The sequence below is a fragment of the Salipiger sp. ABN3_019 genome, assembly GCF_056158605.1.
On the sequence record NZ_JBSWTP010000010.1, the window covers coordinates 916,194 to 938,487 of the forward strand.

Genomic DNA, 22,294 nt, shown 5'->3' on the forward strand with positions numbered 1-22,294 from the left:
GCCCGACATATCGCCAGACAGCGCGCCCATGGTCAACAGCGCCCCGCTCACGGCTGCGCCATCTTCGCTGCGTCAGAAAATCCCGATGCGATGCGCCAGCCGCTTCCAGTCGCGCATCCGCTGGTCCATGTCGGCGCCCGAGGCCGTCGCCGTGGCGTGCACCAAAAAACTCGTCGCGGCGTTGAGCCCGAGGATGGATTCGAGGAACAGCCCGGTCTTCGAAGGCGTGTTGATCACCGCGTCGGTCACCTCATGCGCCCAGTGGCAATATTCGTCGGTGATCACCACCACCGAGCGCCCCTGCTCGCACGCCATCCGCGCCAGCGTTTCGCATTCGGCGGCATAGGGGATGACGTCGATGATCAGCAGGCAACTGCCTCCCGGCGCGGGCGGGTCGAGCCATTCCGACAGCATGCTGTCGTGGCCCGACAGGAAACGCACCCGAGGCCGCGCCAGCGCCAGCCGCCGCGCGGTGTCTTCGGCCAGTCCGCGCACGGTCTGGAACCCGGTGACATAGACCTCCTCCGCCTCTCGCAGATAGCGCTCTGCCGCCGCAAAGGCGGGCGTGTTGATCTTGGCGTAGACGGTGCTGACCGCGCGCAATTCGGCGTTCATCTGATCCTGCCAGTCTTCGGGCAGCTCGCCGCTGTCATCGGCGAGGCTCTCGCCCGTGACCGAATAGCGGTGGCGCAGCATCGCCTTGAACTCTTTCATCCCTGCGCAGCCGAAGCGGCGCAGCATGCGCCCCACGGTGATCTCGGCCACACCCGCCTTTTGCGCGATGGATTTGCCGGTCTCGAACGAAATCGAATTCAGGTTGAGCAAAAAATACTGCGCAACCTTTGCCTCCTGCTTGGGCAGCGTCGGCAGACCTTCCTCCATCCTGCTTACAAATTCATCGACCGGCGCTTCGGCATAGGAGGCGAACCCGTGAGACATGGCGATTTCCCTGACGACAGAAAACTAACATTTGACGAAAATGACAGTATCGAACCATTTTGGCGACTCAAGGCAAAACCGAAAAACAGCCTGACAGGGAGTCCTCCAACCATGAAAAAGATGCATCTTGCCGCAACAACGGCGCTGATCCTCGCGCCGCTCGCCGCCTCTGCCGAGACGTTGTCGCTCTACAACTGGGGCGATTACATCAACCCGGCCGTGCTCGAAGCTTTCACCGAAGAGACCGGGATCGAGGTCACCCTCGACAGCTACGGCTCGAACGAAGAGATGCTGGCGAAAATTCAGGCCGGCGCGACGGGCTATGACATCGTCTTCCCCTCGGTGCACATGCACGACATCATGTTCCAGCTTGGCCTGCTGGCCAAAACCGACATCGGCTCGGCCCCCGGGTTCGAGAACATCGACCCGCAGTTCATCCGTGCCAAGACCGACCCCGACGCCGAATATTGCCTGCCCTACGCATGGGGCAACGTCGGCATCGTCTACAACAAAGAGCTCGCTGGCGACATCAAGAGCTGGGAAGACTTCTTCGCCCTCGGTGCGAGCGGCAAGAAGGTCACCCTGCTGGACGATCTGCGCGAGACCATCGGCATCGGCCTGATCATGAACGGCAACTCGGTGAACTCCACCGATCCGGCAGAGGTCGAGGCGGCGGCGGATTACATCATCGAGCATCTCGATGGCGTCACGGCCTTTACCTATGACTCGGTGCCGCAGGTGATCTCGGGCGACGTGGCGGCGGCGCATTGGTACGTCGGCGCGAACCTTTACGTGTCAGAGAACCCCGACACCATCGGCTATATCATCCCCGAAGAGGGCGCGACGCTTTATCAAGAAGACATCTGCGTGCTGGAGTCCGCGCCGAACAAGGACGCGGCGAAGAAGTTCCTCGAGTTCTACCTGCGCCCCGAGATGGCCGCGCTGAACGTCGAGCAGCAGATGAACGGCACGCCGAACCTTCCCGCGCAGAAGCTGATCCCCGAGGCGATCGCCGGAAACGCGACGATCTACCCGCCGCAGGAGGTGATGGACAAGCTGCAGATCTTCGAGGATCTGGGCCGCGACCTGCAACTCTACAACTCCGAGTGGACGCGCATCAAGACCGCGCAATGACACCCTTTGACACCTCTCCGGCGGGGGTCATCCCCGCCGGCGCGCAGGACCGGACCACCATGCCCTCTCCTCTTGAAATCATCAACGCGCGCAAAGCCTTCCGCACCCCCGAAGGCGGCACGATGACTGCGCTCGACGGCATCTCGCTAAAGCTTGCCAGCGCCGAATTTGTCACGCTTCTCGGCCCCTCCGGCTGCGGCAAGACCACGCTTCTGCGCACCATCAGCGGCTTTGAGACGCTGGACGCGGGCGATGTGCTGATCGACGGCACCGCGGTCACCCAGATGCCCGCGCACCGCCGCCCGGTGAACACCGTGTTCCAGCGCTACGCGCTCTTTGGCCATATGAGCGTGGCGCGCAACGTCGGCTACGCGCTGGAGATCGCGGGCCGCGACAAGCGCGAGATCCGCGCGCGTGTGGGCGAGATGCTGGAACTGGTCGGGCTTGCGGGGATGGAGAAACGCTCGATCCAGCAACTGTCCGGCGGCCAGCAGCAGCGTGTCGCTTTGGCGCGCGCGCTGGCGGCACGGCCCAAGCTTTTGCTGCTCGACGAGCCGCTTTCAGCGCTCGACAAGAACCTGCGCCAGAAGATGCAGCAGGAACTGAAGGCACTGCAACGCGAGCTGGGCATCGGCTTTATCTTCGTGACCCACGATCAGGAAGAGGCGCTGACCATGTCCGACCGCATCGCGGTTCTGGCGCATGGCCGGATCCAGCAGATCGGTGCGCCGACCGAGCTTTACCAGACCCCGGCCAACCTCTTTACCGCCGACTTCCTTGGCGAGAGCAACCTGCTGCCCGTGAAGATCGAGGGGGGCCGCGCCTGCCTGCCCGACGGCCAGAGCTTTGCCACCGCCCACGCTCCCGGCACCGCCACGCTGCTCTTGCGGCCCGAGGCGCTTTCGGCCACGCCGCCCGAGGGCCATGCGCTGAGCTTCACCGGCACGATCCGCGAGACCTATTACACCGGCACCGATCACCAGATCGCGCTGGACACACCCGCCCATGGCACGATTACCGCCCTGCTGCGCAGCAACAGCGCCCTGCCCGGCCTCGGCAGCACGCTGACGCTGCACGCCCCGGCACAGGGGCTGCACCTCATTGACGAGGCAAAGCCATGACCCTCGCCCGCCGCAAGTTCCTGCATCTCGTCGGGCTGCTTGGCGCGCCGACGGTGTTCTTGCTGTTCTTCTTCTTCGGCCCACTGCTGATCACGCTGGTCTACAGCTTCCTCACGCCGGGCCTTTACGGCGGTGTCGACTGGATCTTCTCGCATCTCAACTACGGGCGCATTCTTGGCTGGGCCGACACGCGCTATGAGAAATTCGATCCGGTCTATATCGCCATCTTTCTGCGCTCGCTGCGGCTGGCGGCGCTGACGGTTCTTGCCAGCCTTCTGATCAGCTATCCCGCCGCGTTCTGGATCAGCCGGATGCGCCCCGGGCTGCGCGATTTCTCGATCTTTCTCGTCACGCTGCCGTTCTTCGTCAGCCTGATCGTCCGGCTTTTCGCTTGGGTGCTGATCCTGCGGCCCACGGGCTTTCTCAATCAGGGGCTGATGGCGATCGGCCTGACCTCGGAGCCGATCGAGTTTCTCTATACCGATTTCGCGGTGATCCTCGGGATGACCTATGTGTTCATCCCCTTCATGTTCCTGCCGCTCTACGGCTCGATCGAGAAACTCGACATGGCGCAGATCGAAGCCTCTTCGGACCTCGGCGCCACCCGCGTCCAGACCTTCCGCAAAGTGGTCCTGCCCGCCACGCTGCCCGGCATCATCGGCGGCTCGGTGATCACCTTCATCCCGGCCTTGGGCAACTTCATCGTGCCGTCGGTGCTGGGCGGCGCAAAGGTTCTGATGATCGGCAACCTGATCGAGCAGCAGTTCCTCTCGGCCCGCAACTGGCCCTTCGGCGCGGCCTTGGCGATGATGGTGATGTGCGCGGTTCTCGTGCTGCTGGTGATGCAGTTGCGCCTCGCGCGCCGGGAGGCCGAGGCATGATCCTGCGCCGCATTCTGAACCTCTATGGCCTGCTCTTCTTCGCCTTCATCTACGCGCCGATCCTGCTGGTGGTGATCTATTCGTTCAACGCCAACACCGTGAACATGATGATCTGGGACGGTTTCACGCTGGATTGGTACCGGCAAATCTTTGGCATGGAGACCGCGATCACCGACAGCACCACCTATGTGGATAGTTCCGACCAGCTCTACGGCGCGGTGCGCACCAGCCTGATCGTCGCGCTCTCGACCTCTGTGCTCTCCACCGTCTTCGGCACGGCGCTGGCGCTGGCGGTGGCGCGCTACCGCTTTCGTCTGGCGCGCTTTTACCGGACGCTGCTGATGATGCCGATGATCATGCCCGACATCGTGCTGGGCATCGCGCTGCTGATCTTCTTCATCACCATCGGGATGAACCTGTCGCTGCTGAGCATCGTCATCGGCCAGTCAACCTTCCTGATCTCCTACGTCTTCGTGACGGTCTCTGCCCGGCTCGCCGAGTTCGACACCAGCGTCGAGGAAGCCTCGGCAGACCTTGGCGCCACCCCGGCGCAGACCTTCCGCAAAGTCACCCTGCCGGGCATCGCGCCGGGCATTCTGGGCGGTTGGCTGCTGGCGTTCATCATTTCGATGGATGATCTGGTGATCACCTATTTCATCGCCGGGACCGGCAACACCACGCTGCCGATCCACATCTGGGGCCTGCTTCGCCGCGGCATCAAGCCCGAGATCAACGCCATTGCCACGCTGATGCTGCTGTTCACCCTGCTGATCGCCGCCATCGGCCTCTACTTCAGATCGAGACGACAGAAATGACCGTGACGACCAAGCCGCGCGCGCGCGAACTGGGCATTCCCCTGCCCGGCACTCCCGGACCGCTCAACGCCATCACCGATGTGCCGGGGATCGAAGTGGGCACCACCGAGCTGCTGTCGTCGCGCGACCCTTCGCTCGCCACCCGCGGCATTCAGGTGCAGACCGGCGTGACCGCGATCCTGCCGCGTGGCCGCGACCCCGAACCAAAGCCGGTCTGGGCCGGACAGTTCAGCCTCAACGGCAATGGCGAGATGACCGGCGCGCATTGGGTGCGTGACGGTGGCTGGCTGGCCGGGCCGATCATGATCTCCAACTCCCACGCCATCGGCCCCTGCCACACGGCGGCGGTGCGCTGGATGATCGAGACCTATGGCAGCACGTGGGAGGACAACCACCTCTGGGCAATGCCGGTCGTGGCCGAGACCTATGATGGCGTGCTCAACGACATCAACGGGCTGCATGTGACCGAGGCGCTGGCGCGGCAGGCGCTGGATGCGGCGAAACCCGGCCCGCTGCGCGAAGGCAACTCCGGCGGCGGTGCGGGGATGATTTGCTACGAGTTCAAGGGCGGCACCGGCAGCGCCTCACGCACGCTGGAGGTCGATGGCGCGAGCTTCACCATGGGCGCGCTGGTGCAGGCCAACCACGGGCTGCGGCCCTGGCTCACCGTGGCAGGCCGCCGGGTCGGGGCGCAGATGACCGAGCATCGGATCGTGGACATGATGACCGAGCGCGGCTCGATCATCGTGATCCTCGCCACCGACCTGCCGCTCTCGCCCAGCCAGCTTGAGCGCCTGTCGCGCCGCGCCGCCATCGGCATCGGCCGCGCAGGCTCCCCGGGTGGCAACAACTCGGGCGATATCTTCCTCGCTTTCTCGACCGCCAATGAGATGCCGCTGCCGCAACTCTCGGGCCCGTGGCGGCAGATGACCTGCCTGAACGACGAGCTGCTCGACCCGGTCTATATGGCCGCCGTGGAAGCGGTGGACGAAGCGGTTCTCAACGCGCTTTGCGCCGCCGAGGACGTGCCCATGGCCCGACCCGCGGTCGGCACCTGCCGCGCGATGGACACCGAAAGGCTCATGTCGCTGCTGCAGGGCTGAGCTAGGGTGGCAGGTACGGCGGCAGGCAAGGCGGCGGCGCGGCGGCGCTTGCCGAGGGCCGCCCAGCGGGGAATACTTGTCCCTCAACCGACGAGGAGCCTCATGCCCCCTGCCGCCACACCCTCCGCCCCTGCCTCGGGCCGCCCCTTCGTTCGCGCCACCGCGCTCGTGCCGGTGCTGCGCCATTTCGAGGCGCAGCACGAAGCGCTGGCGGAGATCGTCGGGGCCGAGGGGCTCGATCTTGCGGCGCTGCGCGATCCCTATGAAGAGATCCCGCTCTCGGCCTATCTGACGATCTTTGAAGGCGCGGCCCGTGCCGCCAAGGACCCGGTGCTGGGGGCCCGTCTGGGCCGCGCCATCACCCCGGCGGACCTTGGTCCGACCGGGCTGCTGCTGGCGCAATCGGCCACCATCCGGCGCGGGCTGCACCGTTTCATGGGGGCGCTGGCGGCGCTGCAGAGCGCCACCGAGATGACGCTGACGCAGGCCAAGGACGACACCGGCTGGCACAGCATCAGCTACCAGATCCGCAGCCCCACCGGCGCCCCCGGCGCGCAGGACGCCGAGTTCTCGCTGTCCTGCCTGTGCCAGTTGCTGCGCCTTTCGTTCGACCGGCATTGGGCCCCCGAAGAGGTGCATTTCACCCACGCGCCCTCGCGCCGCCCCGATCTTCTGGAACGGCTGTTTGGTGCGCCCGTGCGTTTCGAGCAAAGCGCCAACAGGATCCTCTTCGACACAAGCGGCCTCGACACGCCGCATCGGACCGAGGACGCCGGGCTGATCGCTGTGATCGAGCGCCACGTGGCCGATCTAGTTCACGCGCAGGACCCCGAGCGTAGCGTGAGCGAGCGGGTGCAACTGGTCATCAGCCGCAACCTCGGCCATGCGCCCGTTGATCTGGCGACGGTCTCGGCGGCGCTCGGCATGGCCCCGCGCAGCCTGCAGCGCCACCTCGCCGCCGAAGGTAGCTCGCTGCGCGATCTGGTCCGCGCTCAGCGCCAGACGATTGCCGAGCAGCAGCTTTCGCATCCGGGAACGCGGCTCAAAGCCGTGGCCGCCACGCTGGGCTATTCGGATGAAACCGTGTTCTGGCGCGCCTTCCGCGACTGGACCGGAGACGCCCCCTCGCGCCGCCGCAACTAGGCGACTCACCTCGGCGTGAATTCGCGCTCTGCCACGCGCGCAATCAGACCGCGCCACAAAGCGCCCAGCAAAGATGCAGCGTGAAAACGCCTTTTCCGCCCCTCGCGCCGCGCCACCGCAGGTTGCGACAAGAAAGCGCAGCTGGCGGCACATTTGGCGCGTTTTATCGAATTTTTGGCGCGTATCGCAATAGATGCACGCAGCGCCTCTCTTCAGCCTTTCGGAAAACCGCGACCCCGAGAGGACGACATGAGCGACACGATCACCGACACACCGCCCGCAGACGCCGCCGCAACGCAGCCGGTCAAACACCCGCTGGACCCGATCTCCGCGCAGGAGGTCACCACGCTAAAGGCCGTCCTCGCGGCGGCGGGCTTTGCCGGGGACAGCACGCGCTATTCCTACGTCATGCTGCGCGAACCGGCCCGCGAGACGCTGGCGAGCTTCACCCCCGGCGCCGCCATCCCGCGTGAGATCGGCGTGCTGGTCACTGACCTTGCCGCCGGGGCGCTGACCGAGATCATCGTCGACATCCCCGCCAAGAAGATCATCCACCAGCGCAGCCTCGATCCCAAGGTCGACGGCTGGGGCCCGGTGCTCGACGAGGATTATGTCGCCGCCGAAGAGATTGCCAAGGCCGATCCGCGCTTCGTCGAGGCGCTGGCCAAGCGCGGCATCACCGATCTCGACACCGTCTTTTGCTGTCCGCTTTCGGCGGGCGTTTTCGGCTTCGAGGAAGAGGAAGGCCGCCGCATGCTGCGCGTGCTGAGCTTCCAAGCGCCGAGCGCCGATGCCATCCACGCGCTCTGGGCCCATCCGATCGAGGGCGTCGTCTGCCATGTCGACCTCACCGAGCGGAAGGTGCTGCGCTTCGTCGATACCGGCTTTCCCACCGTGCCCGCGCAGAACGACGACTATCTCGATCCGGCGATCGAAAAGCGCGAGACCATGAAGCCGCTCAACATCACCCAGCCGCAGGGCGGGTCCTTCACCATGGAGGACAATGTGCTAAGTTGGGAGAACTGGTCCATCCGCGTCGGCTTCAACGGGCGCGAGGGGCTGACCCTGCACGACATCCGCTTCAAGGACGGCGACCGCGACCGCTCGATCCTCAACCGCGCTTCGGTGTCCGAGATGGTGGTGCCCTATGGCGAGCCGCAGCCGACGCACGAGTGGCAGAACTACTTCGACGCGGGCGAATACCAGTTCGGGCGTCTGGCGAACTCGCTGGTGCTGGGCTGCGACTGCCTTGGCGAAATCCACTATGTCGACGCTACGGTGGTTGATGACTTCTGCAACCCCATCGAGATCAAGAACGCCATCTGCATCCACGAAGAAGACTTCGGCACGCTGTGGAAGCACACCGACATCTTCACCGGCCGCTCCGACGTGCGCCGCCAGCGCCGCCTCGTGGTGTCCTTCTTCGTCACCGTCGGCAATTACGACTACGGCTTCTACTGGTACTTCTACCTCGACGGAAAAATCGAGCTTGAGTGCAAGGCAACCGGCATCGTCTTCACCTCGGGCCGCCCCGAGGGCGACTATGAATGGGCCACAGAACTGGCGCCGCAACTGGGCGCGCCGCAACACCAGCACATGTTCTCGGCAAGGCTCGATTTTGCCATCGACGGGCTGAAGAACCGCGTCGACGAGATCGACGTCAAGCGCGTACCGATGGGCAAGGGCAACCCGGTGGGCAACGCCTTCACCCGGCAGATCACCCGGCTCGAGACCGAAGAGGATGCGCAGCGCGTCGCCCGTAACGAGTTGGGCCGGGTCTGGCGCATCTCCTCGGCGGAGACGACCAACTACCTCGGCGAGCCCACCGCTTATGTACTGGCGCCCGAAGGGCTGCCGTTGCTGCTGGCGGATGACGCGGCCTCGATCACCCAGCGCGCGGGCTTTGCCACCAAATCGCTCTGGGTCACCAAGTTCGACCGCGACGAGATGTGGGCGGCGGGCTACACGCCAAACCAGCATCCGGGCGGCGCGGGGCTTCCGGCCTATGCCGCGGCGAACCGCTCGGTGGATGGCGAGGATATCGTGGTCTGGCACACCTTCGGCCTGACCCACTTCCCGCGCACCGAGGACTGGCCGGTGATGCCGGTGGATTACGCGGGCTTCAAGTTGCGCCCCGAGAACTTCTTTGACCGCAACCCGACGCTCGATGTGCCCAAGGACCCGAACGGCGCAAAGTGCTGCCGGTCGAACAAGATCGCGGCGGAGTGAGCCTTGTCCGGCTGGCACCTCTCCCTGCTGGCCCTCGCGGCGCTCGGCACGCTGGCCTGCATGGCCGGGGCTGACCGGGCGCAGCGCGGCGCGGCGCTGGCCTCGCTGCTGGCCATGGCGCTTGCCATGGCGGGCGGCACGCCGGGGCTGATGCTGGGAGCGGCGGGATTGCTGGCGCTGGTGCCGCTGGCCGCACGCGGCGCGGCGCCTGCGCTCTGCGCGCATCGCGCCGCCTCGAACCTCGTGATGGCGCTGGTGCTGGGGGCGCTCTTTGTCCTCAACGGCAGCGCGCTTTGCGCCAGCGGAGCCATCCCGCTGCTCACGGCGCAGGGCCTCACCCGCCTGCCGACGCCGGGGCTGGACCTCTACCTGCAGGGCGCCGCGCTGGCGCTGGCGCTCTATGCGGGCTTTGGCCTGCTGCTGAGCCTGCGCGCGCTGCTGCGCCGTGACCTCGCCCGACTGGGCGAGATCGCGCCAATGACCTTGGCCACCGCCGGTATGGGCGTGGGCCTCACCTGAAGAAGAAAAACCAACGATCCAACAGGAGACAGACATGACACGCATTGCCCCTCTCGCCCTCACCGGCGTCCTTGCGGCCCTCCCCGTCGCCGCCCTCGCCGAATACCCCGAAAAGCCGGTGGAGTTCGTCATTCCCTTCCCGCCCGGCGATCTCGAAGACATCCTGACCCGGATGATCGCCGACGAATTCCAGAGCGAATACGGCGTTGCCGCCGCGGTGGTGAACAAGCCCGGTGGCGGCGGTGGCCCCTTCCCCGGCGCTGTGGAAGTCGCAGGCGCCGCGGCGGACGGCTACACCATCGGCTCTTTCGTGTCGGACGTGCCGCTGTCGGGCCCCGAGATCGGCATCCCGCAGCTTTCGCCGAACCCCTTCGAGCCGATCGGCATCTTTGTCACCTACCCGTTCGTCATCGCCACCTCGGGTGACGCGCCCTATTCGTCGCTGGACGAGCTGGCCGATTACGCCAAGGAAAACGACGTCGCGCTTGGACACTTCGGATCCATGCTGACCCCGACGCAGATCACCTTTGCCGTGGCGCAGGCCAAGGGCTTCGACTTCGCCTACGAGAGCGCCTTCGACGCGCTCGACTGCAACACGCTGGCCTCGGGCGATGTGGACGTGATGAACACCACGCTGCAGCAGGTCTTCCCCTGCCTTGATGACATCAAGGTGCTCGCCTCCATCGGCTCCGAGCGCATCCCGCTCACCCCCGACACGCCGACCGTGGGCGAAGTGGTGCCCGAACTGAACCTCGCGCTGTGGAACGGGCTTTTCGTGAAGTCGGACGTGCCGCAGGAGGCGCGCGACAAGATCGCCGCCGTGGCCGAGAAGGTCATGGCTTCGGACGCCGCCAAGAAGCTCGCCGCTGACACCGGGGCGCTGATCTACTGGCAAGACGCCGAGGAATTGCAAGCGCAGCTCGAGGCGGATATGGCCGCGCGGGCGAAGATCGCCGAGCTTCTCGATGAGTGACCCGATCGCCAAACCGGTGCCGGGCGTGGACATTCCTCCACGCCCGGGCCAGCGCACCGGCACGCGCTTTCAGCGCGTGCTGCGCACCATCAGCCTGCGGCAGGTCACCGGCGCGCCGCGCCGTGCCGCCGGGCCGGGCGAGGTGATCTTTGCCGCCGGGTTCTTCGGCCTGTCGCTGATCCTTCTGCTGCTGCTGCCGTTCCAGACCGACTGGCTGCCGCGCACCAAAGCCTTCGTTCAGCCGCGCTTCTGGCCCGCGGTGGCGACCCTTACCATGCTGGTCTTTTCCGCCGGATACTTGCTGCGCGCGCTCGCCGCGCACCCCTCGGGCGGCGCATGGCAGGAGATCAAGGGCTGGCTGCGCCCGCTGGAATTCGCGGCATGGTTCCTTGCCTATGTGCAGCTCGTGCCGTGGGCCGGATACCTGCTGGCAACCGCCCTGTTCACCTGCGCGCTGAGCTGGCGGCTCGGCTACCGCTCGCTGCGCTGGATGGGGCTGGCGGCACTTTTTGCGCTTGGCACCGTGCTCGTCTTCCGCAGCCTGCTGGGGGTGAACATCCCGTCGGGCGCGATCTACGAGCTGCTGCCTGCGGGCGATTTCCGCTCCTTCCTGATGACCCGTTTCTGAGGCCCCGCCATGGACATGCTCCTTTCCGGCATCGGTATGCTGATGCATCTCGACGTGCTGCTGGCCCTGCTGATCGGCTCGGTCGGCGGCGTCATCATCGGCGCCATCCCCGGCGTCGGCCCCGCCGTGGCCATCGCCATCCTGCTGCCCGCCACCTTTGCCCTGCCACCGCTCGTGGGGCTGGTCATGCTGCTCGGCATCTACGGCTCGTCGATGTTCGGCGGTGCGCTGCCGGCGATCCTGATCAACACGCCCGGCACGGCGGTCAATGCGCTGACCACCTACGACGGCCACCCGATGACCAAACGCGGCGAGGCGCTGAAGGCGCTGGGGCTGGCCTATGGCGCCTCCTTCGGCAGCGGCATCCTGTCGATCCTCGCGCTGATCTTGCTCTCGCCGGTGCTGGCCAAGGTCGCGCCGATGTTTGGCTCGAAGGAGATCTTCCTCGCCGCCCTCCTTGGCCTCGTGCTGGTGGTCATCGCGCACCGCGGGCAGGCGCTGGCGGCGGGCATGCTGGCGGGCTTCGGTGTCTTTCTGGGGACCGTGGGGCTGGAGCCGCTCAAATACACCCAGCGCTTCACCTTCGATCAGCCTTGGCTGGCCTCGGGTTTCGACCTGATCGTCGTGGTGCTGGGGCTCTTCGCGCTGAGCCAAGCCTTCCTGCTGCTCTCGGGCCCAGAGGACGCGCCCGATGCCAAGCCGATCAAGGGCTCGATGGCGCGCGCCATCGGCCGTACCTTCCGCCACAAGCGGCTGGTCGCGGCGGGCACGGGGTTCGGCGTGCTGATGGGGATGATCCCCGGCGTCGGCGAGTTTACCGCGCAATTCCTGAGCTACACCTACGCGCAGAAAACCTCGAAAGCCCCCGACGCCTTTGGCAACGGCAGCGAAGAGGGGCTCGTCGCCTCGGAGGCGGCCAATAACGCCGTGCCCGCCGCGGCGATGATCCCGCTTTTGGCGCTCGGCATCCCCGGCGAGGCGCTCACCGCCATGATGCTGTCGGTGTTCTACGTGCACAATGTGATCCCCGGCCCGCAGCTCTTTCAGGGGCAGATCGATTTCGTCTACGCGCTTTATGCGGCGATGATCCTGCTCAACGTGATCGTGGTGCTGTTCATGATGGTCTCGTCGAACCTGCTGCTGAAGATCATCCGCATTCCGACGCGCTTTCTGGGGGTGATGATCCTGACGCTGAGCTTTGTCGGCGTCTACAGCCTGCGCAACTCGATCACCGATTGCATCATCGCGGCGGTCTTTGGCTGGATCGGGCTGATCCTCAAGCGGCAGGACCTGCCGCCGGTGCCGATCATCCTCGGGCTGGTGCTGGGCGGGATCATGGAGACGAAGTTCCGCCCGGCCATGGCGCGGGTCGAGGTCTTTGCCGATTTCTTCCAGCGCCCGGTGGCCGCCTTCCTCGGCCTCGCCATCCTTGCGCTGGTGGTGGGGCATCTCGCCTCGCTGCGCCGGCAGGCACTGGAACGCGCGGAAACGGCAGAAGCCTGACCCATTTGCGGCGCGCGGGTCTTGTCCTGCGCGCCGCACAAAAGCAGAGCGATTTCCCGTCCCATCCGCGGCCTGACCCTGCGACAAGAAAACGCCAGATCACAAATGGTTGAGGGATGACTTTCTCAGAGCGTGTGCTAGGGTCGCCGCACTATTTGGTTTCCAAGCAATTGACGTACGGGAGAAAAGTGATGTTGAGGCCGTATATTCTGGCGATCCCCCTAGCCTTCACTGGGCTGACAGGGGCCGCATTGGCGCAGGAGCAGACCGAGAAGCCGAACATCCTCGTTATCTGGGGTGATGACATCGGCTGGTCGAACCTGTCGTCCTACGGGATGGGCACCATGGGCTACACCACGCCCAATATCGACCGCATCGCGATGGAGGGCATCCGCTTCACCGATCACTACGCGCAGCCAAGCTGTACCGCAGGCCGCGCCGCCTTCATCACCGGGCAATACCCGATCCGCTCGGGCATGACGACGGTGGGCCAGCCGGGCTCTGCGCTTGGCCTGCAGGCCGCCTCGCCCACGCTCGCCGAAGAGCTCAAGCAGATCGGCTACCGCACCGGGCATTTCGGCAAGAACCACCTTGGCGACCGCAACGAGCACCTGCCGACGGTGCACGGCTTCGACGAGTTCTTCGGCAACCTCTACCACCTCAACACCCAAGAAGAAGCCGAGCAGCGCGACTATCAGAACTTCGGCAAGGCCTTCTCGGGTTCGCTGGAAGACTATGAGGCGCAGTTCGGCACGCGCGGGGTGATCCACTCCTTTGCCTCCGAGACCGACGATCCCACCGAGCAGCCGCGCTTTGGCAAGATCGGCATGCAGACCATCGAGGACACCGGTCCGCTGACCCAAGAGCGGATGAAGGACTTTGACATGGCCGAGGTGATCCCGCTGGCGCAGGACTTCATGCTGGGGGCCAAGGAGGCGGGCGAGCCCTTCTTCGTCTGGCTTAACACCAGCCGTATGCACCTCTACACCCGTCTCAACGACGAATGGCGTTATGCGGCCGAGCAATATACCTCCGAGGCCGATTTCTACGGCTCGGGCATGCTGCAGCATGACCATGACATCGGGGTTGTGCTCGACTGGCTCGAAGAGCAGGGCCTCGCTGACAACACCATCGTCTGGTACTCGACCGACAACGGCCCCGAGCACAATTCGTGGCCGCATGGTGGTACCTCGCCGTTCCGCGGCGAGAAGATGACCACCTACGAAGGCGGCATCCGCGTGCCCTCGATGATCCGCTGGCCGGGCCACCTGCCCGAGGGCAAAATCCTCAACGGCATTCAGGGCCATCAGGACATGTTCACCTCGCTGGCCGCCGCCGCCGGGATCGAGGATGTGGCTGCCGAGGTCATGGAAGAAAAGCAGCAGTACATCGACGGGGTGGATAACCTGCCGTACTGGATGGGCGAAGAAGATGCCTCGCGCCGCACGCATATCTTCCACTACTATGAAAGCAAGCTGACCGCCGTGCGGATGGGCCCGTGGAAGTTCCACTTCTCCACCAAGGAAGACTATTACGACAGCCTCGAAGCGCGCACCGCGCCGCTGGTCTTCAACATTCGGATGGACCCGTTCGAAAGCTACAGCAGCACCGATGCCTATGGTCACCTGATGCAGAAGGTCTCGTGGCTGATGCAGCCGATGAGCGTGCTGATGGGCCAGCACCTGCAGACACTGGCGGAATACCCGCCGGTGCAGGGCGGCGCCTCCTTCGACATGTCGAATGTGGTCGCGGACTTCCTCGACAACGCGATGCAATAAGCAGACACGGCAGGGCGCGGAGACGCGCCCTGCCCTCCGGTGCGCCCGAACCTGAACCTCCGCGCCGCGGGTCAGCAAAGATCAGCGCCGGAAGGGTCGCTGCAGTCAGGCGCTAAGCCGAAAATTTGAAGCATTGCGGCACGACATCGGCTGGAACATGCCGCTCTTGCCTCAACCCACCCTCCGCAGTCAGAAACGATCGCAAGCATGAGGCACTGCTCCCAAGCCCTTGTGTTGCCCTGCTTCCGCATGCCATCATCCCAGCGATCGGCGCGCCCATGGATAAGGCGCAGACCCTTCCTGTCGCTGGGTCGGACAGATTGTCCACGTCTGGGATCTTGATGCTTCCGGGGGATTGGTATACTGGCGCATACAATAAGCCCGCCGCCGCTCGCCGAACCAGATCAGACCCTTCGGCGCTGCAGCTTTGCCAAACACCAGTCGCAGGAACCGTCATGAGCTTGTACACCGATTACTTGCAGGAAATCGAAACGCGCAAGGGCGAGGGGCTGCACCCCAAGCCGATCGACGACGGCGCACTGGTCGCAGAGCTGATCTCGCAGATCGAGGACGAGGGCAACGAGCACCGCAAGGACTCGCTCGAGTTCTTCATCTACAACACCCTGCCCGGCACCACGAGCGCCGCAGGCGTGAAGGCCGCCTTCCTCAAGAAGATCATCCTCGGCGAGACCGTGGTTGCGGAAATCACCCCCGAGTTCGCTTTCGAGCTGCTGTCGCATATGAAGGGCGGCCCCTCGGTGGAAGTGCTGCTCGACCTCGCGCTTGGGGATGACGCCGCGATTGCTGCGCAGGCCGCCGACGTGCTGAAAACGCAGGTCTTCCTCTATGAGGCCGACATGGAGCGCCTCGAGAGCGCCTACAAGGCTGGCAACGCCGTGGCCAAGGATGTGCTGGAAAGCTACGCGAAGGCTGAATTCTTCACCAAGCTGCCCGACGTCGACGAAGAGGTGAAGATCGTCACCTATATCGCCGCCGAAGGCGACATCTCGACCGACCTTCTGTCGCCGGGCAATCAGGCGCACTCGCGTTCGGACCGCGAGTTGCACGGCAAGTGCATGATCTCGCCCGAAGCGCAGAAAGAAATTCAGGACCTGCAGGCACAGCACCCCGACAAGCGCGTGATGCTGATCGCCGAGAAGGGCACCATGGGCGTGGGCTCGTCGCGGATGTCAGGCGTCAACAACGTGGCGCTCTGGACCGGCAAGAAAGCCAGCCCCTATGTGCCCTTCGTCAACATCGCTCCGGTCGTCGCGGGCACCAACGGCATCTCGCCGATCTTCCTGACCACTGTCGGCGTGACCGGCGGCATCGGTCTCGACCTGAAGAACTGGGTCAAGAAAGTCGACGCCGAGGGCAAGCCGATCCTCAACAATGACGGCAACCCGGTGCTCGAGCAGAAATACTCGGTCGCCACCGGCACCGTGCTGAAGATCGACACCCAGAACAAGAAGCTGCTCGACGAGAATGGCAAGGAACTGGCCGACGTCGCCTCTGCCTTCACCCCGCAGAAGGTCGAATTCATGAAGGCCGGCAGCTCCTACGCCGTGGTCTTCGGCAAGAAACTGCAGACCTTCGCCGCTGAGACACTCGGCGTCGAGCCGACCCCGGTCTACGCGCCCTCGAAAGAGGTCTCGATCGAAGGTCAGGGCCTCACCGCCGTCGAGAAGATCTTCAACCGCAACGCACTCGGCGTGACCTCGGGCAAGACCCTGCACGCCGGTTCGGACGTGCGCGTGAAGGTCAACATCGTGGGCTCGCAGGACACCACCGGCCTGATGACCTCGCAGGAACTGGAAGCGATGGCCGCCACGGTCATCTCGCCCACCGTTGATGGCGCCTATCAGTCCGGCTGTCACACCGCCTCGGTCTGGGACAAGAAGGCACAGGCCAACATCCCGCGCCTGATGAAGTTCATGAACGACTTCGGCCTGATCACCGCGCGTGACCCGAAGGACCATTATCACGCGATGACCGACGTGATCCACAAGGTGCTGAACGACATCACCGTGGACGATTGGGACGTGATCATCGGCGGCGACAGCCACACCCGCATGTCCAAAGGCGTGGCCTTTGGTGCGGATAGCGGCACCGTGGCGCTGGCGCTGGCGACCGGCGAGGCGACCATGCCGATCCCCGAGTTCGTGAAGGTGACCTTCAAGGGCAAGATGGCCGATCACATGGACTTCCGCGACGTGGTGCACGCCACCCAGGCGCAAATGCTTCAGCAGCACGGCGACAACGTCTTCCAGGGCCGCGTCATCGAAGTGCACATCGGCACCCTGCTGGCGGACCAAGCCTTCACCTTCACCGACTGGACCGCAGAGATGAAGGCCAAGGCCTCGATCTGTATCTCCAACGATGAGACGCTGATCGGCTCGCTGGAACTGGCCAAGCACCGCATTCAGGTGATGATCGACAAGGGCATGGACAACGCGGCGGGCACGCTCGCAGGTCTGATCGCCAAGGCCGACAAGCGCATCGCCGAGATCCGTTCGGGCGAGAAGCCCGCGCTGACCCCGGATGCCAACGCCAAGTATTTCGCCGAAGTGGTCGTCGATCTCGACCTGATCGACGAGCCGATGATCGCCGACCCGGACGTCAACAACGCCGACCCGTCGCGCCGCTACACCCACGACACCATCCGCCCGATCTCGTACTACGGGGCCGAAAAGAAGGTGGACTTGGGCTTTGTCGGCTCGTGCATGGTGCACAAGGGCGACATGAAGATCGTCGCGCAGATGCTGAAGAACCTCGAGAAATCGCAGGGCAAGGTCGAGTTCAAGGCACCGCTCGTGGTGGCCGCGCCGACCTACAACATCATCGACGAGCTGAAGGAAGAGGGCGACTGGGAAATCCTGCAGAAGTACTCGGGCTTCGAGTTCGACGATCTGTTCCCGAAGACCCAGAACCGCACCGAGTATGAGAACATCCTCTACCTCGAGCGTCCGGGCTGTAACCTCTGCATGGGCAACCAGGAAAAGGCCGCCAAGGGCGACACCGTTCTCGCCACCTCCACCCGCCTGTTCCAAGGCCGCGTGGTGGAAGACTCCGCCGAGAAGAAGGGCGAAAGCCTTCTGGCCTCGACGCCGGTGGTGGTGCTTTCGGCGATCCTTGGCCGCACGCCCAACGCGGATGAGTACAAGTCGGCTGTCGAAGGCATCGACCTGACCAAATTCGCGCCGCCGCAAGAGGTGCCGGGCACCGCGCGCTCGGTCCACTTCTGATCGCCAAAAGCGGTCTTCTGCGGGCGTCCCTGAGCCGCCCGCAGGCCACACAGACAGACGGCACCCGCTTCGGGGCGCGCTTCAGGTTCAGGGATTTCCCCCGCCGGGTGCGCCGCCAAAGCGGGTGCCGTTTTGCGTAAGGCCGGGCTACGCGGCCCCGTAACGCATCGGCGGCGCCCCCGTAGCGCGCCAAAGCGGCCTAAATTTCGCCCCCGCAATTCCCCCACACTTCCCCCGCAGTTATCCCCGTGGACGTAGCGTAAACCTCTGGACGACTCGGTTGAGCGAAAGCCTCTGCGACCGCATCTTTGGGCTGTCGAAACCAACAGATGAGGCGATCAGCATGGCCCGGATCCTTCTGCTCCTGCCAGACCACGACCAGCGCCGCGCGCTGGATCGCATTCTTTCCGAGGGCGGCCACGCCGCCTTCCAGACCGCCACCGCCGATGACGCCCGCCCGCTGATCGAAAGCGGCCAATACGATCTGGTGATGATGGACCCCGACCTGCCCGATCAGGACGGTTTTTCGTTCCTGCGCGATCTGCGCGCGCGCAACGACCGCCAGCCGATCGTCGTGCTGAACCGCTACGCCAAGGTCGCGACGACGCTGCTCGCCAAGGGCCTCGGCGCCAGCGGCATCCTGACCATGCCCTTCACGCGCGGCGAGTTCTTCACGACCATCGACGACGCCATCGCGGCCTGAAACCAGCCGCCACGTGACGACACGAAGGCCCGGAGCGTTGCTCTGGGCCTTTTGCTATCCGCAGACAAAACAAGTGCGCAGGACATGGCACAAACCAGATTCATACCATTGTGATAAGCGCTTACGCGCCGACTCTCACGTCACATGTTGCCGAAATGTTCCCCTCAAGCTAGACTAAGGGAAAACAACGCACCGAGGCGGCAGCGAATGAGAAAAGAATACGAAACGATCCTTGGCGCCGTGACCTTTCTGGCGCTGGTCTGCATAGGCTATGCCTATTACGCGCTCGAAGCCTCGGTCGCCACGACGCGGGCTCTGCCGCTCATCGGCTTTGGCTATCTCACGGTGCTGGTGCTGGTGTTCAAGGCGCTTGGCCTCGCGCTCAGCCCCGCCAAGCGCCGCGAGTTGACCCGCCATGTGGAAGCGCATTCCGCCGCCCTGTCGCGCAACCTGCGGCTGGCGGTCAAAAAGAACGACTACAACCGGGTGATCGCCGACGAACGGCACGAGATCGCGCTGGAATTTCTCGACAGTATCGACCTGTCTTTCGACTATCACCGGATCGAGCCCGCGGTGGTCGACTACGTGCTGGCCGAGGTAGAACGGATCGAAAGCGAGGCCAAGGACGGCGGCTTTGACGCCGAGGATTACCCGAGCGATCCCGCCGAGTTCGAGCATTGGTGCGCGGCGCAATTGCGGCATTTCGGCTGGGACGCCGATGTCACCAAACGCGGCTATGATCAGGGCATCGACATCGTCGCGCGCAAGGGCGCGCTGGTCATCGGCCTGCAGGTCAAACGTTACAATTCTCCGGTCGGCAACAAGGCCATCCAAGAGGCGTTCACCGGCAAGAACTACTATGGGCTCGCCGGGGCGGCGGTGCTTGCCACGGCGGGGTTCACGCCAAGCGCGCGCCGCCTTGCCGCCACGACCGGCGTTCTGCTGCTGAGCCCGCACGACCTGCCGACGATCGACCGCGAGTTCGGCGTCGAAGGGTTCACCGAAGCCTGGGCAATGTAAGCGGCGCAAACGCCAAAAGTTCGCCACCGCACTGGGGGCCGCGCGGCGAAAGGCGCGGCACCCTCTAGAGGTGAACCAAGCATTTGTCGCATCGCCATACGTTGCGTTAGTATCGGCGCATTGAATTACCGCCGGGCCGCGCTCGGACTGCCCGCACAGCGACCCATTGCATTCAGCAGCGCCGACCTCCCGTTGTCTGGCGCAGCGCATTGATTTCAGCCGCTGGAGTTTGCCATGGCCAATCTGATCGTCTGCTGCGACGGCACTTGGAACACCCCAAGCCAAGAGGAAAACGGCAGGCCCTCGCCCACCAATGTGGTCAAGATACACTCCGCGCTGGCCCCGCTCGACGCCGATGGCACCCCGCAAAAGACCTACTACCGCCCCGGCGTCGGCAGTTCCGGCGGGCTCTGGACACGGCTCAAGGGCGGCGGGCTCGGCGTCGGCCTCGATGACGACATCAAGAGCGCCTATCACTGGCTGTCCGAGAACTACCTGCCGTCGGACAAGATTTTCCTTTTCGGCTTTTCCCGCGGTGCCTTTGCGGTGCGCAGCCTGGCGGGGGTGATCGGCAAATGCGGGCTGCTCGCCTTTCCGGGCGACGATATCACCGAAGCCGAGAAATGGCGCCGGGTCGATGCCGCCTATAAGGCCTATCGTTCTCTGGGCCCGGGCAAGAAGTGGAGCAACAGCAGCTTCGAGCGGATCGCCGATGTCAAAATCGGCTTCATGGGGGTCTGGGACACGGTGGGGGCGCTGGGGATCCCCGATGAGTTCCTCATCAACGTGCTCGACAACCGCAAGAAGTACCAGTTCCACGACACCGAGCTTGGCCCTCAGGTTGCCGTGGCGCGCCATGCAATCGCCGTGGATGAACGCCGCCGCAGCTTTGCCCCAACGCTCTGGACCAGCCACGATCCGGGCGAAAGCGACGTGGTGCAGACATGGTTCACCGGGGTGCACGGCGACGTCGGCGGCGGCTATGCGGACCGGGCGCTTGGCGACATCACACTGCGCTGGATGATCGACGAGGCGCAGCCCCATGGTGCCGCCTTCCGCGCCTCTGCCTTCGCTCAGCTTGCCGGGAACCACCTTGGTCAACTGCATGATTCCACGAAGAACTCGCTCTTCACCTACCTCAAGACCCGCCCGCGCAGCGTGCCGGACATCGACACCAACAGGACCGAGGTGCATGACAGCGTCCGCCAGCGGCAGGCGACGCCGCCGCTGGTGCAACCGGGCTATTGGGAGACACGCAGCCTGCAACCCGGCCAGAGCGACACGCTCAACGTCTATGCGCGCGAGCAGTGGAACTATAGCGGCATCTATCTACAGGCGGGCGTGACCCATGACTTCACGGCGCGCGGCGAATGGCTCGACGGCAAGATCAAATGCAGCCCCGACGGCGCGCCGGCTGGGTTTCACCTCGCCTATGCGCTGGTCTCTCCCTTCGACTGGTATCAGCGCCGCCGCCGCGAGAGCACCAAGAACCCCAATGCCACCATCCCGCTGGCCCGGCGCGAGCAGGATCTGCCGTGGTTCTGCCTTGTAGGTGTGATCGCCAGCGGCACCGGCGTGCACGCGCAGACCAAGGAGCTTTGCCCGCATGAGGTGTTCCGCATCGGCTCCAAGGCGCGCATCACCCCCAAGACCAGCGGCTATCTTTACTGTTTCGCCAATGACGTCTGGTACGCCTACGCCAACAACAAGGGGAAGGTGCGCCTGACGGTTTCGGCGTGATGATCTCGGCCCGATGATCTCGGCCGGATGATCTTGGCCCGAAAATCCTAGGGAGACGACTGCGCCGCCTAAGCCGCCATGCCGCGGGCGACGATGGCGAAGCAGGTTTTCAGATGCGTATTCCGATCCACGATCGCGTCCCACGCTGGCGCGCCCCTGCGACGAGAGCCCGGCGCGCCAAAGGCAATATCCATCAGCATCTTGGCAACGGTTCCAGCGTCCGTGACCTCGATCCGTCCCAAATCGCGCTGCCGCGTCAGCCAGTCCGTAAGCAGCTTGCGCGTATACTCCGGCCCTTCTCCCAGAAACACCGCGCCCAACTCCGGCGAGCGCTCCGCCTCCGCCACCAGCATCTGCGCCATCCCGAACCGCCGCTGCTCTGCCGCCGCGTCGAGGTTCACGAAGAAGATCCGCTCGAGCGCCTCGGCAATGGGCAGATCGTCGTAATCGCCCGGCAGATCCACCATGCTGCGGCGGTGCTCACCGACCAGCGCGGCAAAAAGATCGGGTTTGCTGGGGAACACCCGGTAGACCGTGTTCAGCGACACATGCGCCGCCGCCGCGATCTTCGACATGGTCACCCCCTGATAGCCATGCTCCAGAAACAGCGCGGTCGTCACATCAATGAGGTGCTTGCGGCGCTGCGCGTCATCCGCCGCCTTGGGGCGCCCCTTGCGGGGGGCCGGGCTAGTGCTCTGATCTTTCTTTCCCTCCGAAGTCATGTCATTCCCTCACAAAACCGCGATCTCCTCGCTTCGCACCATTTACAGTAATTCTAATTACTATAAGTGTCAAAGCGACCACTGACGGAAGGTCATCG

General features: G+C 64.6%; 18 protein-coding genes. 16 read left to right on the plus strand and 2 right to left on the minus strand.

What is annotated here, in order from left to right; genetic code table 11:
- Positions 1-72: 72 nt before the first annotated feature.
- Positions 73-939: a MurR/RpiR family transcriptional regulator gene (locus tag ACXAD2_RS26330; RefSeq protein ID WP_475177188.1), complete on the minus strand. Its 867-nt coding sequence runs from the start codon at positions 937-939 to the stop codon at positions 73-75.
- A gap of 111 nt (positions 940-1,050) precedes the next feature.
- Between ACXAD2_RS26330 and ACXAD2_RS26335 the strand changes: the two genes are divergently transcribed.
- From ACXAD2_RS26335 to ACXAD2_RS26410, 16 genes are all read left to right on the plus strand, one after another.
- Entirely contained in the window at positions 1,051-2,073 is a 1,023-nt protein-coding gene (locus tag ACXAD2_RS26335; RefSeq protein WP_475177190.1) for an ABC transporter substrate-binding protein, read from the plus strand.
- Entirely contained in the window at positions 2,070-3,194 is a 1,125-nt protein-coding gene (locus tag ACXAD2_RS26340; protein WP_475177193.1) for an ABC transporter ATP-binding protein, read from the plus strand. The genes ACXAD2_RS26335 and ACXAD2_RS26340 overlap by 4 nt, the downstream gene beginning before the upstream one ends.
- Entirely contained in the window at positions 3,191-4,075 is an 885-nt protein-coding gene (locus tag ACXAD2_RS26345; RefSeq protein ID WP_475177194.1) for an ABC transporter permease, read from the plus strand. The genes ACXAD2_RS26340 and ACXAD2_RS26345 overlap by 4 nt, the downstream gene beginning before the upstream one ends.
- Complete coding sequence (locus tag ACXAD2_RS26350) at positions 4,072-4,890, plus strand: ABC transporter permease (protein WP_475177196.1); 819 nt, start codon at positions 4,072-4,074, stop codon at positions 4,888-4,890. The genes ACXAD2_RS26345 and ACXAD2_RS26350 overlap by 4 nt, the downstream gene beginning before the upstream one ends.
- Positions 4,887-5,993, plus strand: coding sequence for a DmpA family aminopeptidase (locus ACXAD2_RS26355; protein ID WP_475177198.1), 1,107 nt, complete (start codon positions 4,887-4,889; stop codon positions 5,991-5,993). The genes ACXAD2_RS26350 and ACXAD2_RS26355 overlap by 4 nt, the downstream gene beginning before the upstream one ends.
- Positions 5,994-6,095: 102 nt before the next feature.
- Positions 6,096-7,136: an AraC family transcriptional regulator gene (locus ACXAD2_RS26360; protein WP_475177200.1), complete on the plus strand. Its 1,041-nt coding sequence runs from the start codon at positions 6,096-6,098 to the stop codon at positions 7,134-7,136.
- A 249-nt stretch (positions 7,137-7,385) separates the two neighbouring features.
- Entirely contained in the window at positions 7,386-9,365 is a 1,980-nt protein-coding gene (locus tag ACXAD2_RS26365; protein ID WP_475177201.1) for a primary-amine oxidase, read from the plus strand.
- 3 nt (positions 9,366-9,368) lie between these two features.
- Positions 9,369-9,884 carry a hypothetical protein gene (locus ACXAD2_RS26370; protein WP_475177204.1) on the plus strand — a complete coding sequence of 172 codons (516 nt, stop codon included), beginning with the start codon at positions 9,369-9,371 and terminating at the stop codon, positions 9,882-9,884.
- Positions 9,885-9,918: 34 nt separating this feature from the next.
- Positions 9,919-10,857 carry a tripartite tricarboxylate transporter substrate binding protein gene (locus tag ACXAD2_RS26375; protein WP_475177205.1) on the plus strand — a complete coding sequence of 313 codons (939 nt, stop codon included), beginning with the start codon at positions 9,919-9,921 and terminating at the stop codon, positions 10,855-10,857.
- On the plus strand, positions 10,850-11,485 hold the full coding sequence (locus ACXAD2_RS26380) for a tripartite tricarboxylate transporter TctB family protein (RefSeq protein ID WP_164181411.1): 636 nt from the start codon (positions 10,850-10,852) through the stop codon (positions 11,483-11,485). The genes ACXAD2_RS26375 and ACXAD2_RS26380 overlap by 8 nt, the downstream gene beginning before the upstream one ends.
- 9 nt (positions 11,486-11,494) lie before the next feature.
- The gene (locus ACXAD2_RS26385) at positions 11,495-12,988 is read left to right on the plus strand and encodes a tripartite tricarboxylate transporter permease (RefSeq protein ID WP_475177207.1); all 1,494 of its coding nucleotides are present in this window, start codon (positions 11,495-11,497) and stop codon (positions 12,986-12,988) included.
- Between the two features lie 191 nt (positions 12,989-13,179).
- Positions 13,180-14,766, plus strand: a complete 1,587-nt coding sequence (locus ACXAD2_RS26390; RefSeq protein ID WP_475177209.1) for an arylsulfatase — start codon at positions 13,180-13,182, stop codon at positions 14,764-14,766.
- A 455-nt stretch (positions 14,767-15,221) separates the two neighbouring features.
- Entirely contained in the window at positions 15,222-18,011 is a 2,790-nt protein-coding gene (locus tag ACXAD2_RS26395) for a bifunctional aconitate hydratase 2/2-methylisocitrate dehydratase (protein WP_475177212.1), read from the plus strand.
- Between the two features lie 343 nt (positions 18,012-18,354).
- Positions 18,355-18,714, plus strand: coding sequence for a response regulator (locus ACXAD2_RS26400; RefSeq protein ID WP_157374299.1), 360 nt, complete (start codon positions 18,355-18,357; stop codon positions 18,712-18,714).
- 207 nt (positions 18,715-18,921) lie between these two features.
- A complete protein-coding gene (locus tag ACXAD2_RS26405) occupies positions 18,922-19,734 on the plus strand; it encodes a restriction endonuclease (protein ID WP_224903737.1) in 813 nt (270 codons plus the stop codon).
- A 234-nt stretch (positions 19,735-19,968) separates the two neighbouring features.
- Entirely contained in the window at positions 19,969-21,474 is a 1,506-nt protein-coding gene (locus ACXAD2_RS26410) for a DUF2235 domain-containing protein (protein ID WP_475177215.1), read from the plus strand.
- Positions 21,475-21,542: 68 nt separating this feature from the next.
- Here the strand turns inward: ACXAD2_RS26410 and ACXAD2_RS26415 are convergent, their stop codons facing one another.
- Positions 21,543-22,196, minus strand: a complete 654-nt coding sequence (locus ACXAD2_RS26415) for a TetR/AcrR family transcriptional regulator (RefSeq protein ID WP_475177218.1) — start codon at positions 22,194-22,196, stop codon at positions 21,543-21,545.
- Positions 22,197-22,294 lie beyond the last annotated feature (98 nt).